Source organism: Bacillus sp. FSL W8-1143 (genome assembly GCF_037965155.1).
Taxonomy (GTDB): Bacteria; Bacillota; Bacilli; order Bacillales; family Bacillaceae; genus Bacillus; species Bacillus pumilus.
Map to the genome: position 1 here is coordinate 3486557 of NZ_CP150182.1, position 16627 is coordinate 3503183.

Consider the following 16627-nt stretch of genomic DNA (forward strand, 5'->3'; position numbering starts at 1 on the left):
CGCTCGGAGCGCGCCTCGCTTGTATTATGACTTCAAATATTTATCAATAATTTTGTCATATTCACCGTTTTTCTTTAGGTTCTCTAGACCTTTATTGATCTTTTTCAATAGGTCTTGGTTTTTCCCCTTCATCACAGAGATACCATACTGGTCTCCATTCAATCGGTCTCCAACTGTTTTCAATTTTAAATCTTGCTGTGCAATTGCATACGTAATGACAGGATAATCCTCAATTAAGGCATCTGCATTTCCGTTTGAAACTTCTTGGAACATCGATGGGCTGTCATTAAATTGAACCACTTCATACCCATATTTATCTGCGTTATCTGATGCAAATTTTGCACCCGTCGTCCCATTTTTAACAGCTAGCTTTTTCCCCTTTAAATCATCAATTGATTTGATGCTACTGTCCTTTTTAACAACAACTGTCAATCCAGCGTCGAAGTACGGATCTGAGAAATCTACCTTCTTCTTACGCTCATCTGTAATGCTCATTCCGCCCATCCCTACATCAAGCTGACCTGCCTGCATTGCCGGGATAATGCCTGAGAAGTCCATCGCTTCAAGTTTCACTTTGAAGTCTTGGTCTTTCGCGATGGCGTTAATCAGATCAACGTCGATTCCTTCAGTTTTACCGCCCTTTTCAAATTCGAATGGCGGATATGTTACATCTATCCCAATTTTATATGTGCCTTTGCCTTCTCCCGAACCGCTGTCCGATTTTGATCCACAGGCTGCCATGATGAGCACAACTATGAGTCCCATGATCAGTAACATCGATTTTTTCATAAAACACGCCCCTTATTGTCAGTTTTATCTAAATATTCGCAATACCAATAATACTATACCACGCTAAAGCTATAGTGTGTGATGTTTTTTATCAATACCAAAGATCCATACAATTCTAGATCAATAGTCTCTTTAAATTTTACTTTTTTGCGAATAACTCATTTTATTCTAAAAGAAGAGCGATTCACAATCATAATGTGAGATAATCTCACAAAAAACGAGATAACACCTTGAAAACCGCCGTTTTTTCTAACATACAAAAACAGACACTTGAATGATCTTCTTCTCTCTATTGATATCGTAATATATCTTCTCTAAAACCCTCTTTTTACCTAAAAATATGTAAGCGTATACAAAAGGCACATGATCCCTATTTCTTTCACAACTGGTTGAATTTACATCAAAAAACATGTTTTACAAATTGCGAGAGAGCGCTTAAAATATAAGAAGATACTGAATATGGAAAGTGAATTCAGATGAGCGGGAATCGAACGAGATGGATAGATGAAGAAAGGAGGATATAAATTGGCAGAAACAGGTGTTTTGTCGTCCGTTGATGTAGCGAATATGTTAAATGACTGGTATGTCATGATGAAAAAAAGAGAAATACAAGGTGCGATCCAGCTAAAAGAAGAGATTCTTCAAGCGTTTGATCGCATGGAAGAGAATCAAGATGTCCTACTTTACTATCAATTGCTAGAGTACCGTTTTAAGGATCTCATTGAAGATACAGCTTCGCTGGATCACAGTCTTTTTGTTGATGAAAATGCAATCCGTACAGATGACATGCTCAGCTACTATTTCTATTTCTTTAAAGGGATGTATGAAATGCGCAGAGGCAATCAGGATACGGCATTTCACCTTTTAAAATTGGCAGAGGATAAATTAGATCTCGTCCACGATGACATTGAAAAAGCAGAATTTCATTATAAAACAGGGTGTCTTTACTATAATATAAGATCCACGCTCCTCTCCATACACCACTTGAAAATGGCTTCATCTATTTATGACGCAGATCCATGTTATGTGAAAAAATCAATCAGCTGTCAAATGATGCTCGCTTTGAATTATGCTGATCAATCAAAATATGATGAGGCAGAGTCATTATTTGAAGAAGTGATTCATTCACTAGAACAAATGGAAGACCCAGATTTACTTGGTCACGCGTATTGCAATGCAGCTTTTATTAAAAGTCTTAGAAATGAATACAGTGAAGCTGTGCCGCTCCTAGAAAAGGCTTTATTGATCGAGACATTTGAAACGTCTTCTCCAGGCGGCTACTTACTTGCCATGTATGCCTACACAAAAGCACTATTCAAGCTGAAAAAGCCTGGTTTGTTCCACTATTATGTGCAGCTTTCACTTCAAAAAGCAGAAAATTTAAAACAACGAAACATTTCTCTTAAATTATCTATTTTAGAAACACTTATGCTTCAGCAAGACAACATGATAGAGCAAATCAAGTCTTATTGTGATCAATTAGAAACTATGAATTTTCTTGTCGATCTTGAAGCCATCTGTCAGGATGCAGCTGCTTACTTAACAGATATTGGACTTCATGAAGAATCCACTTATTTCTGGAACAAGGCGTTGTCCTTAAAAACTTGTTAAGAATATGGAGTGATGTATGATGAAAAAATGGCTTATCACAACTGCGATTTTGACACTCTTGATAACAGGTGTTTCTATTGGCGCTTCAATCCAAAAAGAGAGCCAATCTGCACAATCTCAAGATATCATTCAAAAGAGAGACCGCGGCACCAATCCTTAAACAAGAAAAAGAGTAGCTGTGAATATCGCAGCTGCTCTTTTTTATACGTTAATCGATTTCTCGTTTAATATTTTGCATTTTTTCATCTAAGTAATGGGCGATATCTGCCGCTTCCTTTAATTCATCGGTTAGCTGATGAGGGACATCGTTTTGCAGTTTATAATAGATTTTATGTTCAAGGCTCGCCCAAAAATCCATCGCTATGGTCCGCACCTGAATCTCAACCTTCACATGCTCCACACGATTCGTTAAGTACACAGGGATTTCCACAATTAAATGCACACTTCTGTAGCCATTTGGTTTTGGATGTTGAATGTAATCCTTCACTTCAAGGATTTTTAGATCCTCTCTTTGCCTCAATACATCCATAATATTATAGATATCTTGAATAAAGGAGCAGATGATACGGACACCTGCGATATCATGAATATACTCCTTGGCACATTGTGTTGTGATGTCGCATCCTTTTCTTGCTAATTTATTTACAATGCTTTCAAAGGATTTGATCCGTGATTTTGTATGCTCTATTGGATTGTGGCCATGGATTAAATTATATTCCTGGCTAATGATTGAAAACTTCGTATCCATTTCATCTAATGCAAATTTATATACTAATAATTCATTTTTCCAGTCTTCCATGACGTTTTTCAAATCTTCTACATGAGTTGCTGACATATTCATTTCTTTTTGTCATCTCCTTTTGGGAAACGGCGGCAGCACCGCTTTCCGTTTACTAGACGGAGACGGGACTCGAAAGGTTTTAAAAAATACGTCGTCAGCCTCGCTGTTTATAATATGTCAACGCCAGCGCAAGGGCGAGTACAGAGCCTTTCACAATATCCATCGCGTAATAAGGGACAGACATCATCACAAGTCCATTTTGCAAAATACCGATGAGCACAGCCCCAATAAAAGTACCAAATGCATTTGGTTTTCCTGCTCCCATGACGGAAAAACCGATAAAAGCTGCCGCTACGCCATCCATTAAATATGGTGTGCCCGCATTTATTTCCGCTGTCATTACCCTTGATGCCAGCACAATACCGCCGATTGCTGCAAATAAAGCCGAAAGCAGATATGCCACGATTTTATATTTATTCACATGAATACCGGACAATCGAGCCGCTTCCTTATTCCCTCCAATGATGTACATATATCGTCCGTGCTTTGTGTAGGTCATGAAAACATGTGCAAATAGCACAATCACTGCCATTAAGAGAATGATATATGGCACCTGTCCGATTTTGCTGAAAAAGGCAGGGATTGTACCCGTTGAGAATGTACCATCAGGCAGCACCATGTTTTCAGAAATGGTCGCCCCTTTCGTATACGTCTGAGCCAGCCCTTGAATAATAAACATCATGGCTAATGTCATGAGCATATCTGGAATTTTCATTTTGACAATCATCAAGGCATTGAGTAAACCAACAATAAGGGCAGCCGCTAGCGCAGAGAGGATCGCAATCAGCGGGTTTTGCGAAAACCACACAAACATAGAAATCACAATTGCATTCGATAACGTTGCGACTGATCCGACCGATAAATCAAAGCCGTTGACTGCCAAGGAGATGGTAAGGCCCACCGCAATAATGGTCACAATGGAGATAGACCGTAAAATATTGATAATATTCCCTGATTGCAAAAACGCTGGATTCGCTGCCGCAAATACCACAATCAATACAGCAATGGTTAAGATCGTGCCATATCGATAAAAGAAATCAAATAGATGAAAGGATGGCCGCTGTTTTTTCGTTTGCTGCACAGGGGCTGGAATTTGTTGTTCACTCATGATTGTCCTCCTGTTGAATGATATAAAAGCTCTTCCTCAGTCGTTGGGGCAGTCATTTCCCGGGCAATGCTGCCATCATACAGCACATAGACTCGGTCTGCGATCCCTGCAATCTCCGACAGCTCACTTGACGCATAAATCACAGATTTCCCGCGGGCGGCAAGCTCTGCAATCAGCGTGAAAATATCTTTTTTCGCTCCAACGTCAACACCTTTAGTTGGTTCATCAAAGAGATAGACATCCGCTTCAGCCAGCAGCCATTTTCCGATGGCAATCTTCTGTTGATTTCCACCGGATAGATGCTTCACCTTTGCTTCAAGAGATGGGGTTTTGACACCTAGTCGTTTGACGATTTCGTCTGCTTTCCGCTTTTCCTTCGAACGATGTAAAAAGCTGAACACGCTTGAGAATGAACGAAGACTTGCGGCCGTTAAGTTCCACCCCACGCTCTCTTCTGTCAGAATCCCTTCCTTTCTCCGTTCTTCTGGCACAAGGGCCATTCCAGCTCTCACCGCTTGATGAGGCGATGTGATGCGAACGGTTTGACCATGAAGCTTCACAGTCCCTGTCGTTTTTTCTGAGGCGCCGAAAAGGGCTTTACACAATTCCGTTTTTCCAGCACCGACAAGGCCCGCAATTCCGAGAATTTCACCCTTTTTCACATGAAGATGAATATTGCGTAATTTATGCTGGTCGTTTAGCTGCTTCACTTCAAGGGCAATAGGTGCATCCTTCAACGGTGTACGGAGCGGGAATTGCTCCTCTAATGGCGCACCTAGCATTTCTTCAATGATCTGCTGCGGATTTGTATTTTGAACAAGATGAGCTGCGACATCGGTTCCATTTCGCATCACTGTCAGTTCATCACAAATGGTGAAAATTTCAGGCATGCGATGAGAGATAAACACAATGCCCGTTCCATTCTGTTTCAGCCGGTCAATCATTGAAAATAATTTGTTTGTTTCTGTATGACTTAGCGGAGCTGTTGGTTCATCTAAAATTAAAATGCTACATTTGATTGAAACGGCTTTGGCGATGAGCACCATCTGTTTTTCCGCAAGGGTCAGATCACTTACAAGGCGTTTTGTGGAGATGTCGATGTCCAGTACTTTTAATCGTTGAGCTGCCTTACGGTGCAGCTCTTTCCAGTCGACAAATGTTTTCTTCTCAATCTGATGCATCATCATATTCTCACCAACACTTAAGTAGGGAACGAGAGCTGTATCCACTTCTTGATGAACCGTCTGCACACCATATGAGGCCGCATCCTTTGGGGTTTGAATCGATGCCGCCTGACCATTGATTTGGATGCTTCCTTCATAGTGCGAATGAGCGCCAGAAAGAACTTTCATTAACGTGGACTTCCCAGCACCATTCGCTCCAATCAGTGCATGAACTGTCCCTTTTTTTAATGTGAAATTCACTTGATCTAACGCTTTTACTCCTGGGAATTCAATCGAAATATGTTTCATACAAACTAGCGGCGAAGTCATAGATGTCCTCCTTCTCATGATCATCATTTGAAAAACGAAACACCCTCTATAGAAGAGAGTGCACGGCGTTTATTTTGTATAATGCTTCTTCAAGGTCTTCATCCAATCTTCTTCAAAGGCAGTCGATGAGCCGAACCCCTTCCCTTCGTCTGCAAGATTGACCATATTGATGGCCTTTCCTGATTGTTTAAGCTGTTTTTGTGAGATGAGAGAGGCCTCAAGATCATAGGAAGACGGGGTTTTCTCACCCGCTATTTTCTTCGCAAGAATTCTCACGTCAACTGCGCCAATGAGCTTCGGATCAACCGCTGCTGTGTACTTCCATGGACTGTCTTTTGCTGTCATTTCTTGAAGATCCGCATTTGACACATCAATCCCATAAATCTTCACTTCTGTTCTTCCTGCTTCCTTTAGCGCTCTTGCTGCGCCAATGGCAAAGGCATCCCACGTAGCAAAAATAGCGTCAAGTTTGCCCTTTGGATATTTATTCAGCATCGCTGCCACTGCATTTTGTGTTTGAACAGACGTATCAGAGGAGGCAATACCAAAGCGGTCAAGTTCCTTGATCCCTGCATGTTGTTTGAGCGTTTCTTGATAGACCTTGTTCCGTCTCACCATTGGCGGGAATCCATCTACCCAGAGGTACGCAATATTTGCTGTTCCTTTAAAGTCAGACACGAGTGCGTCTAGTGATTTTTTCGCTAATTGTTCGTCATCTTGAGACGTCACTGTGACTCCTTTGATGTCCTTCAGCTTAGGATTTGAATCGAACGCTACGACTGGAATACCCTTCGCTGTGATCTTTTTCACGTCAGCGACGGTCGCCTCGTCGTCCCCATGAGAGATGATAAAGCCATCATAATTTTCTTCCAGCGCCTGAGAGATCGCGTCATGGAACTTCGCTGTATCTCCATTTGCGGTGTAGACATCTACCGTTAAGCCAAGCGCTTCACCTTCTGCCTTCGTCCCAGCTAAAAACTGCGCTGTATGATCATCTCCTCCAATTTTACGAATGACTTTAATTTTTGCTCCCTGTCCCTTTGCAAATCGCTTCGGTACATTGTCAAAGGAGACCTTTTCGTTCGCATTTGTCTTTGAGCCTGCACTTGATCCAGTGCCGCAGCCTGTTAATAGGACGGTCAATACCGTTAAAAATATAAGACAAGATGTAAAATAGTTACGCTTCATTGCTGTTCCTCCTCAAGTTGTTTTTATTTTTCACATCGGAAAACTAGGTAAAAATGTGGGAAAACGCCAGTAAACTGTTCTTTCATTTGAAAAAGAGACGAAAAAAAGCCTCTCTTGGAAAGAGAGGCTTGATCACCGTTGCATGAAACATGTATCGGGATTCTTCCTCTCTTATCTGTCAAAGCTGTAACAGCTTTGCAGGAATTAGCACCAATTTCTATAGTAGAAACGGTTGCCGGGCGTCATAGGGCCAGTCCCTCTGCCTCTCTTGATAAGAGATCCGTTATGAAATTTTGTTTTCGTTGAAATGTCTTCTTTACTTTAATGTGATGTCACATCAATGTCAATGATTTTTTTGAAAATTTAAAACAATGAGTTTGGATTCAGACTTGCTTAATTTCCGATGATTTTCTTAGCAGGTGATGACTTCTTCAGGCGAAAATCATATTTTTTCTCATTCATAAATTGTGGATTGAGATGTGCTGATCCTTTATCTTGACCGCTTTTAGAGAGATACGTTTTGTAGCCTTCCATCCATTTCCCGCGCCATACCCACTGTGATGCTTTTGCACCTTTGCGGTCGTCATATACGTTCTTCTGGAAGATATTCTTTTGATTTACTCCATAAAGATTCACGACTAAGTAATGCGAGGCACTCGCTGTCATGATATTGCTCGTGATTCGATTGTTCACAGCTTGATATTGCATCAACAATTGACCGCCTTCTAAGCCGGCTGTGTCATTTTTGTATAAAATATTATGTGAGATCGTCGTATTTGTTGTTCCGCCTCGCTTTTTATCATAGCCGCCAATTGAAATGCCTGTATAACGGTTCAAATACACTTGATTGTGTTCGATGCGAATGCGATCTGCCATTTTTCCTTTATGTTCACTTGTGACTTCAATCCCTAGGTCATTGTGATGTGTGATGTTATGATCAATCACAATGTCCTTCCCGCCATCCACATAAATTCCGCCAGCGGAGATGTCTTTGCCATAGGCTGGATTTCCTACACTCGTAATCTCATACACTTTGTTTCTAGATACGACACCATTTCTGACTTGATCGTACTTTTTAGAAGGTGCTACGTTCTCAAAACCAATTAAATCAATGCCTATATTATCAGTGTGGCGGACGGTGTTATGTGTCACACGGAACTTTTTGACGTTCCCATTGAGCACAAGCGCTTCACTGAAGCCCAGTTTTAATTTTTCAACAGTGTTTCCTTTGATTTCAATGTCTTCAATGGCTGCAGGAGCTTTTGTTCCATAGACCGCAATACCGTGCGCATTCCCATTTGTGTGTGTCGTCTGAATGTCATACACTCGGTTGTTGAGAAGTTTGACGCCTTTCCCGCTTCCTTTGATGAAAATACCGACTGGGGTCAGATCTTCCTTATTCGTCTTGAGATGTCCCACCGTCAGACCTTTGAGGGTAATGTAACTTTTTTGATCGATCGTGACAAGACCGCCATCTGCTTGATTTCCTTTGAGTGAAGCCCCGCTAATGACAGGTTTTTCTTTTCCGTAAGCTTGAAAGATAACAGGTGCTTTCTTTGTCCCTGAATGGCGGACAATCAATTTCTCTTTGTATGTGCCGCCTCTCACGTAAATGGTTGCCCCGGCTTTCGCCATACTTGCCGCTTTTTTCAGCGTGCGAAAAGGTTTTTGCTTCGTTCCTGGGCTTTTGTCGTTCCCGTTTGTCGCCACGTAATAGGCAGTTCCCTGCTTGGCGCCAGCCTCCTCTGTCATCGCTTGACAGCCGAAGCTGATCACGGTCATGAATAAAATGAGTAAAATGCTTGGTATCGCTCGTTTCATCTTGTTGTTTGCTCCTTTCACTTCTCTTCTTCCTTTATCGGTTAAAAAAAAGAGGATTAAAATATGACAATGCCCCTTGCAATGTACTAGTCAAAAGGTGTATGGTTGAAAGAATATCTTACAGGTAATTTATCCGCTTTTAAATTGTCAGATTAATCAGTTAATAATGTATTTGGATTTTATTTCTTTATTAAAAAGGGGTGACATGAGGCAGACTGACGGCAGAGAGAAGGAAAGCGCTTTAACAGATTTTTCTTGTCTGAATTCCAGAAAACCTATTGCTAATATTTTGTGAAGGTATAGAATAGAATCATAATTATTTCATATTATTAGAATTTTCAAATAATCAAATAGCAAGGAGATTTACGATGCCAAAACAACCCATCCGCGTTGAACTTAGTTCAACAAAAAAACCAAAACCTCAATCTGATCAACTTGAATTCGGAAAAATCTTCACAGATCACATGTTTGTGATGGATTATTCCATTGATCAAGGCTGGTATGATCCAAGAATTATCCCTTATCAGGCCATTCCAATGGACCCAGCTTCGATGGTCTACCATTATGGGCAATCTGTTTTTGAAGGCTTGAAGGCTTATGTTTCTGAGGATCAGAAAATTCTCTTATTCCGTCCGGAAAAGAACATGGAACGCTTAAACAGATCCAATGACCGCCTGTGCATCCCACAAATTGATACAGAAACGGTTTTAGAGGGCTTAAATGAACTCATTCGCATTGATAAGGATTGGGTACCTGATGCAGAGGGCACTTCATTGTATATCCGTCCATTCATTATTTCCACTGAGCCGTATTTAGGCGTTGCGCCGTCAAGCACATATAAGCTGCTCATTATCCTATCTCCAGTGGGGTCTTACTATAAAGAAGGCATCCATCCTGTCAAAATTGCCGTTGAAAACGAATTTGTCCGTGCCGTTAAAGGCGGAACAGGAAATGCCAAAACAGCTGGGAACTACGCCTCAAGCCTCAAGGCACAGCAAGTCGCTGAAACGAAAGGTTTTTCACAAGTTCTTTGGCTTGATGGAGTCGAGAAAAAGTACATTGAAGAAGTTGGGAGTATGAATATTTTCTTTAAAATCAATGGAGAAATCGTGACGCCTGAACTGAACGGCAGCATTTTAGAAGGCATCACACGTAACTCTGTACTTGAGCTATTAAAACACTGGGGAATTCCAGTGACAGAGCGTAAAATTTCAATTGATGAGTTAATTGAAGCACATCAATCAGGCGAGCTTGAAGAAATCTTTGGAACTGGAACAGCGGCCGTCATCTCTCCTGTCGGGGAATTAATTTATCACGATCAGCCATATGTGATTCAAGATGGTCAAACAGGTGAAGTATCGAAGAAATTGTATGAAGCCATTACGGGTATTCAAAAAGGAACACAACCAGATATCTTCGGCTGGACAGTAGAAGTCGATTCGGTCGTCAAACAAGCTTAAGCATGTAAAAGAACCTTTCAATCATGAAGGGTTCTTTTTTTGTTTAATTACCTCTCTGATATACCTTATAATGGTAATAACACATTGAGGAGTGATGGTATGTTTTTTACTTATCTACTAGCGTTCTTTGGTATTTGCATCGGATCGATCATCATCGCTACAGGCTTCGACGATTCACCGTTCCACACCCGGTTTCTATTTAAGTTTCTCGGAATTTCTATCCTTGTTCTTTCTATTACTTTTGTAAAGGTTAGACGAAAAAGGTTACGCAACAAGAAGGGGAAATAGACTTAGATGTCCAGTCAGCCTTCCATCAAATCGTGCACCAAAACAAGACCGATACACCCACAATCGCCCCTATATATATCCACTGTTTCCCTTTGATGCTCCGCTTTCTTTCGATCAGTAAAAAAATCTCTGGTAAAAAGACGATGATGATTTCTATTATAAAGACAAGATAATAAACAAACGGCATCGGCTGAAAATCAAAGTCTCTTTCATCTCCACCAATTGTTGCGAAATACATCAACAGGTTGGTTGCTGGAATGGTAAAACAAACGAGTAGGCGAAGAACATAAATCCATACATACTGTCTATGACGAATAAGACCAATAAAAGAAGCGATGATTCCATACAAAAACAAGACCACTGTGCCATAACTCAACAGAGGTTGAACGATAAAGCCGTAAAGCATTAAACCAATTGCAACCATACTCAAACCGTCCTTTCTTTGAAGCCATACATGTTGTTTTTTACTATCATACACTTCTTTCTTGAATTTCCATATGGGGCAATGATAAAAAACGACCCCATAAAGGGGCCATTTTGTTTTACGCTTTGACTGATTTGAAGAATTGCGGTAAATATTCACGATGTGCTTCGAGCATTTCATCTAAAATTTGCTTTGCAATTTCGTCAGAAGGGACAAGCGGATTGATCGTCATTGCCACAAGAGCCGTCTCGTAATCTCCTGTGACTGCCGCTTCTGCTGCCACACGCTCGAATGATTTGATTTGTTGAACGAGTCCTCTCACAGCTACAGGCAGATCACCCGTCGCGATTGGTTTTGGTCCGTCCTTCGTAATGATACAGTTCACTTCAACCGCTGATTCAGCCGGAATGCTTGCAATCGCCCCTCTGTTCACTGTATTGACTGGTTGGATGTCATGCTTATCATTATAGATGGAGCTGATTAAGTTACATGCCGCATCACTGTAATATGCCCCGCCTCTTTTTTCGAGCTGTGGTGGTTTAATCGATAAATCAGGATCTTTATAGAGCTCAAATAATTCGTGCTCGACCTGCTGGACTACCTCTGCTCTTGTTCCTTTTTCTTGGGCCGCTTTTTGCTCTTCTTCCAGCATATCTTTTGTTTTATAGTAATAGCGATGATACGGACATGGGATCACTCCTAATCCTTTTACAAAAGAAGGTTCCCAGTTTTTCGCTTCAATGTTCTTCATAGACCACTGACTATTCGGGTTTCCTAATTCATCGAGTACTTGATCCATAATGCTGACCCCGTCTAAATACACGTCTAATCCATAGACCATGTGATTGAGACCGGCAAACTGTACCTCGATCCGTTCAACTTCCACATCAAGCGCCTTGGCAATCCCCATTTTTATCCCAATTGGGACATTACATAGACCGACTACTTTTTTTAGATTTGTGTAGCGTAGCACAGCTTCTGTGACCATGCCCGCCGGATTTGTAAAGTTCACAAGCCATGCATCTGGACAAAGCTCTTCCATATCCTTCACGATATCTAGAATGACTGGGATGGTTCGAAGGCCTTTAAATAAGCCGCCTGGTCCGTTCGTTTCCTGACCGATGACGCCATATTTAAGTGGGATTCTCTCATCCTTAGCCCGTGCTTCCAGCAGTCCTACACGAAATTGTGTTGTCACGAAATCTGCGTCCTTCAGGGCTTCCCGGCGGTCAAGCGTCAGGTGTACCTCAATCGGCAGACCGGCTTTTTCGACCATGCGTTTCGCGAGAGCACCCACGATGTTTAACTTTTCCTGACCCGCTTCAATATCCACGAGCCATAATTCCTTTATAGGCAATTCATGATATCGTTTGATAAACCCTTCGACAAGCTCAGGCGTATAGCTTGATCCTCCGCCTATTGTGACAATTTTGATTCCATCTTTCATGAATTGACACCTCCGAGTTGCTTCATTTTTTCATGGAGCTCGATGATTTCCGCCGCAAGCTCCTTGACGGTCATTGCGTTCATGAGATGATCCTGTGCATGGATCATTAAGAGGCTAATATCGGTCTTTTCTCCTCTAATTTCTCCTTGGATCAGCTCTGTCTGTGCGTGATGCGCCTCATTTAACGCGTCTTGTGCTTCCTGCAATTTTTGCTTCGCCTCATCAAAATTCCCTTGCTTTGCACATGTAATGGCCTCCATCGCAGAGCTTCTGCCATTCCCGCCGTGTAAGATGAGTTGAAACACAATTTGTTCCATTTCCATCGGCCGCATCCCCCTTGTTTCCTCTATTACATGCTGACGACATTTTCATCAGTTGTTGCATTTGTTTCTAGTTCACTTTCTTCTTTTAATTTCTGCTTATCCCACATTCTAAAGAATGGGTAGTATAAAGCGAATGACAACGCTAGGTTAATCAGCTGCATGACAGCACCTGAGATTTTGCCTCCTGTGGCGAGATAGCCTGAAATGATAGGCGGCATCGTCCATGGGACCGCAATCCCCGCCGGTTTTGCGACAAGCCCTGTGCTCATTCCGATATATGTCGTGATGATCATCATGATAGGCGTAAGGATAAACGGAATCAGAAGCATTGGATTCATAACAATCGGCATTCCAAAGATGATCGGTTCGTTGATGTTAAAGATGGCTGGCCCAATGGCAAGTCGGCCAAGCTGTTTCATTTGTTTACTTCTGGCACGTAAGATCATCGTCAGCACCAAGGCAAGCGTTGCACCGCTTCCGCCGACATTGATGAAGATTTCAAAGAACTGCGCTGTGAAGATATTTGGCAGCACTTCTCCTGCTTGGAATGCGAGACGGTTCTCATCCATCGCACCGAGCCAAATTGGACCCATGACGCCGCCGACAATGGTTGCTCCGTGAATACCACATGCCCAGAGGAGCATTTGCACACCAATGGCGACAATACTTCCGCCTAAGCTTCCACCAAGAATGGAAAGCGGTGTGCCAATTAAGACCGTGATGATATTATGAATACTCTCAAATGGTGTCATCTCAATCAAAAGTCTAGCGACCCAGATCAGCGTGATGACCACAAAACCTGGAATAAGTGCGATAAACGATTTACTCACTGCTGGCGGTACACCATCAGGCATCCTAATGACGATATTCCGCTGGACGATGAATCGGTAAATTTCAGTTGAAAGCATGGCAATAATCATGGCAACGAATAACCCTTTACTGCCCATCAATGTAACTGGAATTCCCCCACCTACTAAGATGGCTTCTGTTGAGCCTTCAGGTGTGAAAGGAACTTGATATGGTGTTGCCAAAAGGAAAGCTGCAACAGCGATCGCACCAGATGATAGGGCATCCACTGCATACTTTTCAGCAAGCCTGTAGGCAATCCCGAAGGTTGCAACAAGTGCCATAATGTCAAAGGTCGCATTAACAGGATAGGATAGTTTCGTGGCCCATTCTGCTCCGAAGATACTTGCCATAAAATCGCTGTATCCTGGGATCGGAAGGTTGGCTAAAATGAGAAACAGTGAACCGACAATAATGAGAGGCATGGTTAAAACAATTCCGTCACGCAATGCTTGTAAATGTCTTTGAGCGGCAATCTTCCCTGCAAACGGCATGACCTTCTCTTCTAGAAATCGGTTGAATCCATTCATCCCTTCCGCCCCCTTTATCCGTTCACTAACTGTTCAGCAGATTTTAAAACCTCAGCCCCATTACATACGCCGTAATGCACGGTATTGATGACGTCGACTGGAATCCCTTTTTCTTCTCCGAGCTTTTTCATTTGTGGTAATAAATATCGAACCTGTGGTCCTAATAAAAGCACATCGGCTTGATCAATATGATTTTTTGCTGAATCTCCAGATACTGCCCAAATACGATAGTCTTTTCCTTGTTCTTGTGCGCTTTTCTCCATTTTTGTGACTAGTAAGCTTGTTGACATACCTGCTGCACAAACCAATAAGATGTTCATGTGTAAACGCCCCCTTTTGAAAGTGTGTAGCTTTTCTTTACACATTCATCATATTATGAAACCGCTTTCATAAACACCTATACTTTTTCCTTTAGGAAGCGGAAAAAGTTAAGATCACATTGTTAGCTCTTGTACGAAGGGGCCTTTTTATACATGATATCGAGCATGTCTTCAAATGTATCACAGGCGATGAGATGCTGAATGAATTTCACATTGTGCACAAGCTCGCCCAGCAGACGATACATCCCTTTTAAATCTTTGGCATTCTCTTTTTCGACACAAAGCAAGCAAACAAATTGAACTTTTTTCTCTCCCCATATGATCGGTTTTTCTAATGAACAGATCGCCCAAAATGTCTCTTCTGTCAGCGGCGTCATAGGGTGCGGAATGGCTGTATAATGCCCGAAGGATGTCGGTGCAGCCTCTTCTCTTTCCATCACAGAAGGTGTAAGTTCTGCTGGTGCTAATCCCATATCGATAACTTGTTTCGTGAGAAAAGTGATGACCTCTTCCTTTGTTTGAAAGGCGCGTTTTGTAAAGACCAATTCCTTTTTCATATATTGAGAGGCCAATGTCACCCTTGTTTCACTCGTCAAGGCTTCTTCAATTTTTAAAAAGTCGCCGCCTCCCAAAATGGTGTTCACTTGTATGACTGGAATCGGTAAATCCATCTGAATCGGGACCGTTGTAATAATCAAATCCATGGCATGTAAAGAGACATGCGGAAGCGAATAAAGCTCTGCTGTTCCTAAAATGGTCAGCTTAGTCCCAAATTGTGACCGCAAACGATCCTGAAGCAGCCTTGCACTCCCTGCACCAGATGCACAGACAATGAGACATCGCTTCGGCGGAATCTCCATTTTCCTCCGCTCTAAAGCCGCACCAAAATGAAGCGCCATATATCCGATTTCATTCTCATGAATACTCAGCCCCTCCTCTTCTTCAAGGACCCTGCTGGCGATAATTCCTGCTTCAAAGGCAAGTGGATACCCCGCCTTTATTTCATCAAGCATTGGATTTCTTAAGTTCATTCCATATTTACACCGGGTCATGGCTGGCTTTAAGTGCAGACTCAGCCCAATCATTAATTCCGCATCACCGGCTAAATCAAGCTGCAGCTTTTGATCAACGGCTTGGAGCATCAGCTGGACAAGACGGCTCGTGTCATCATCCACAATTTGTTTTTGAGCGCTCGATGAAAAGGACTGCACCATTTTGGCTGTTCCTAATAAATGAATGGCGATATAGACGATCTCTTCTTGTGGAAAAGAGACGTCCAGCAGTCCTTCAAGGCATTCCACCATTTTTTTAGCCACCTCGTATTCCTTTGCCCGTGGAATCTCATTGATTTCCTCTGGCAAAACAGATACATAGTTTCCGTGTCTAATTCGTTTGCAGGCAATCGCGACATGAACGATTAAATTATTCATGCAAATGTCTGATAGATTCATTCGTTCTTCATTGATATAATCAATGATTGTTTTCTGAATCAATTCCAGTTCATGTTTTGGCAAAATGGTGACTGCCGTGTTCAGCATCGTTTGGCAGGATCGGCGTTCACTGAATAAATACTCTGACATACAATAACGAATTTTCATCTCCGATCCTTTGATCCGGCAGCCTTTATTCGGCTTCGCTTCCAGCTTCAGATCAAAGGGCTCAAGCTTGCGTTTGACCCATTTCATATCGTTACTCATCGTCGATTTACTAATAAACAGCAGCTGCTGTAAGTCTTCCAGTTTCACATAAGACTCTGCGAGAAGCAGCTTTTTTAAAATAAACCGGACTCGCTCCTCCGGAAGGACCGCCAGCGGCTCTTCCTGTTCGACCTCCTCTTTCATAAAACGGCGAAAGGCATTCTCATCGTTGATCAACAGCTCATAACCAGCTCCTCGAACAGCTGTTACAGCCGCTTGATAAGGAGCAAGACAGTCGTTCAGTTCCTTGATGTCTGTACGAATGGTGCGGCTTGTTACTTGTAAACTGACAGAAAGCGCAGCGCTTGTGAGCGGGGTCTCCGCTGCCATGAGCTGACTTAAGATGTGCGCCAGTCTTTTACTCAGCATCAGATCGGCCTCCTTATGTAAGGGTGGAGAATCTGCCTTGTCTGGACAAGGTGTATACGCTTGCAGTTCTCT

Annotated in this window: 15 protein-coding genes and 1 riboswitch; of the genes, 3 read left to right on the plus strand and 12 right to left on the minus strand. The window is 42.2% G+C overall.

The window, feature by feature from the left end:
• Nucleotides 1–24 precede the first annotated feature (24 nt).
• The gene (locus NSQ36_RS17915; RefSeq protein ID WP_339206317.1) at nt 25–789 is read right to left on the minus strand and encodes a transporter substrate-binding domain-containing protein; all 765 of its coding nucleotides are present in this window, start codon (nt 787–789) and stop codon (nt 25–27) included.
• A 525-nt stretch (nt 790–1314) separates the two neighbouring features.
• On the opposite strand from NSQ36_RS17915, the gene NSQ36_RS17920 reads away from it, so the two are divergent.
• Together NSQ36_RS17920 and NSQ36_RS17925 are read left to right on the plus strand one after the other, a co-directional pair.
• Nucleotides 1315–2400 carry a Rap family tetratricopeptide repeat protein gene (locus NSQ36_RS17920; RefSeq protein ID WP_137054205.1) on the plus strand — a complete coding sequence of 362 codons (1086 nt, stop codon included), beginning with the start codon at nt 1315–1317 and terminating at the stop codon, nt 2398–2400.
• A 19-nt stretch (nt 2401–2419) separates the two neighbouring features.
• Nucleotides 2420–2560: a hypothetical protein gene (locus tag NSQ36_RS17925; protein ID WP_169901775.1), complete on the plus strand. Its 141-nt coding sequence runs from the start codon at nt 2420–2422 to the stop codon at nt 2558–2560.
• A 48-nt stretch (nt 2561–2608) separates the two neighbouring features.
• Here the strand turns inward: NSQ36_RS17925 and NSQ36_RS17930 are convergent, their stop codons facing one another.
• From NSQ36_RS17930 to NSQ36_RS17950, 5 genes are all read right to left on the minus strand, one after another.
• Nucleotides 2609–3241: a GTP pyrophosphokinase family protein gene (locus NSQ36_RS17930; RefSeq protein WP_050944526.1), complete on the minus strand. Its 633-nt coding sequence runs from the start codon at nt 3239–3241 to the stop codon at nt 2609–2611.
• Between the two features lie 94 nt (nt 3242–3335).
• On the minus strand, nt 3336–4349 hold the full coding sequence (locus NSQ36_RS17935; RefSeq protein ID WP_339206319.1) for an ABC transporter permease: 1014 nt from the start codon (nt 4347–4349) through the stop codon (nt 3336–3338).
• Nucleotides 4346–5842 (minus strand): sugar ABC transporter ATP-binding protein, encoded by a 1497-nt coding sequence (locus NSQ36_RS17940; RefSeq protein ID WP_339206321.1) that lies wholly within the window; start codon nt 5840–5842, stop codon nt 4346–4348. Before NSQ36_RS17940 ends, NSQ36_RS17935 begins: the two co-directional genes overlap by 4 nt.
• Before the next feature lie 69 nt (nt 5843–5911).
• Complete coding sequence (locus tag NSQ36_RS17945) at nt 5912–7030, minus strand: sugar ABC transporter substrate-binding protein (protein ID WP_339206324.1); 1119 nt, start codon at nt 7028–7030, stop codon at nt 5912–5914.
• 168 nt (nt 7031–7198) lie between these two features.
• Nucleotides 7199–7308: riboswitch (SAM riboswitch) on the minus strand.
• Between the two features lie 115 nt (nt 7309–7423).
• The gene (locus tag NSQ36_RS17950; protein ID WP_339206326.1) at nt 7424–8851 is read right to left on the minus strand and encodes a right-handed parallel beta-helix repeat-containing protein; all 1428 of its coding nucleotides are present in this window, start codon (nt 8849–8851) and stop codon (nt 7424–7426) included.
• 368 nt (nt 8852–9219) lie between these two features.
• On the opposite strand from NSQ36_RS17950, the gene NSQ36_RS17955 reads away from it, so the two are divergent.
• Complete coding sequence (locus NSQ36_RS17955; RefSeq protein ID WP_003215056.1) at nt 9220–10311, plus strand: branched-chain amino acid aminotransferase; 1092 nt, start codon at nt 9220–9222, stop codon at nt 10309–10311.
• A 313-nt stretch (nt 10312–10624) separates the two neighbouring features.
• On the opposite strand, the gene NSQ36_RS17960 is transcribed toward NSQ36_RS17955, so the two are convergent.
• From NSQ36_RS17960 to NSQ36_RS17985, 6 genes are all read right to left on the minus strand, one after another.
• Nucleotides 10625–11023, minus strand: a complete 399-nt coding sequence (locus NSQ36_RS17960) for a hypothetical protein (RefSeq protein WP_050944532.1) — start codon at nt 11021–11023, stop codon at nt 10625–10627.
• Nucleotides 11024–11141: 118 nt separating this feature from the next.
• On the minus strand, nt 11142–12470 hold the full coding sequence (locus NSQ36_RS17965; protein WP_050944533.1) for a 6-phospho-beta-glucosidase: 1329 nt from the start codon (nt 12468–12470) through the stop codon (nt 11142–11144).
• Nucleotides 12467–12793: a PTS lactose/cellobiose transporter subunit IIA gene (locus tag NSQ36_RS17970; RefSeq protein WP_003215078.1), complete on the minus strand. Its 327-nt coding sequence runs from the start codon at nt 12791–12793 to the stop codon at nt 12467–12469. The genes NSQ36_RS17965 and NSQ36_RS17970 overlap by 4 nt, the downstream gene beginning before the upstream one ends.
• Before the next feature lie 26 nt (nt 12794–12819).
• On the minus strand, nt 12820–14169 hold the full coding sequence (gene celB / locus NSQ36_RS17975; protein WP_003214998.1) for a PTS cellobiose transporter subunit IIC: 1350 nt from the start codon (nt 14167–14169) through the stop codon (nt 12820–12822).
• Between the two features lie 14 nt (nt 14170–14183).
• Nucleotides 14184–14489: a PTS sugar transporter subunit IIB gene (locus tag NSQ36_RS17980; protein WP_003214824.1), complete on the minus strand. Its 306-nt coding sequence runs from the start codon at nt 14487–14489 to the stop codon at nt 14184–14186.
• A gap of 122 nt (nt 14490–14611) precedes the next feature.
• The gene (locus NSQ36_RS17985) at nt 14612–16555 is read right to left on the minus strand and encodes a PRD domain-containing protein (protein ID WP_251190637.1); all 1944 of its coding nucleotides are present in this window, start codon (nt 16553–16555) and stop codon (nt 14612–14614) included.
• Between the last annotated feature and the right edge of the window lie 72 nt (nt 16556–16627).

Bases quoted from the DNA above. Each gene is read 5' to 3' on its own strand.
- NSQ36_RS17940 (WP_339206321.1), bottom strand. From the start codon at position 5,842: ATGACTTCGCCGCTAGTTTGTATGAAACATATTTCGATTGAATTCCCA.
- NSQ36_RS17970 (WP_003215078.1), bottom strand. From the start codon at position 12,793: ATGGAAATGGAACAAATTGTGTTTCAACTCATCTTACACGGCGGGAAT.
- NSQ36_RS17980 (WP_003214824.1), bottom strand. From the start codon at position 14,489: ATGAACATCTTATTGGTTTGTGCAGCAGGTATGTCAACAAGCTTACTA.
- NSQ36_RS17945 (WP_339206324.1), bottom strand. From the start codon at position 7,030: ATGAAGCGTAACTATTTTACATCTTGTCTTATATTTTTAACGGTATTG.
- celB (WP_003214998.1), bottom strand. From the start codon at position 14,169: ATGAATGGATTCAACCGATTTCTAGAAGAGAAGGTCATGCCGTTTGCA.
- NSQ36_RS17935 (WP_339206319.1), bottom strand. From the start codon at position 4,349: ATGAGTGAACAACAAATTCCAGCCCCTGTGCAGCAAACGAAAAAACAG.
- NSQ36_RS17960 (WP_050944532.1), bottom strand. From the start codon at position 11,023: ATGGTTGCAATTGGTTTAATGCTTTACGGCTTTATCGTTCAACCTCTG.
- NSQ36_RS17915 (WP_339206317.1), bottom strand. From the start codon at position 789: ATGAAAAAATCGATGTTACTGATCATGGGACTCATAGTTGTGCTCATC.
- NSQ36_RS17930 (WP_050944526.1), bottom strand. From the start codon at position 3,241: ATGAATATGTCAGCAACTCATGTAGAAGATTTGAAAAACGTCATGGAA.
- NSQ36_RS17950 (WP_339206326.1), bottom strand. From the start codon at position 8,851: ATGAAACGAGCGATACCAAGCATTTTACTCATTTTATTCATGACCGTG.
- NSQ36_RS17965 (WP_050944533.1), bottom strand. From the start codon at position 12,470: ATGAAAGATGGAATCAAAATTGTCACAATAGGCGGAGGATCAAGCTAT.
- NSQ36_RS17985 (WP_251190637.1), bottom strand. From the start codon at position 16,555: ATGCTGAGTAAAAGACTGGCGCACATCTTAAGTCAGCTCATGGCAGCG.
- NSQ36_RS17925 (WP_169901775.1), top strand. From the start codon at position 2,420: ATGAAAAAATGGCTTATCACAACTGCGATTTTGACACTCTTGATAACA.
- NSQ36_RS17955 (WP_003215056.1), top strand. From the start codon at position 9,220: ATGCCAAAACAACCCATCCGCGTTGAACTTAGTTCAACAAAAAAACCA.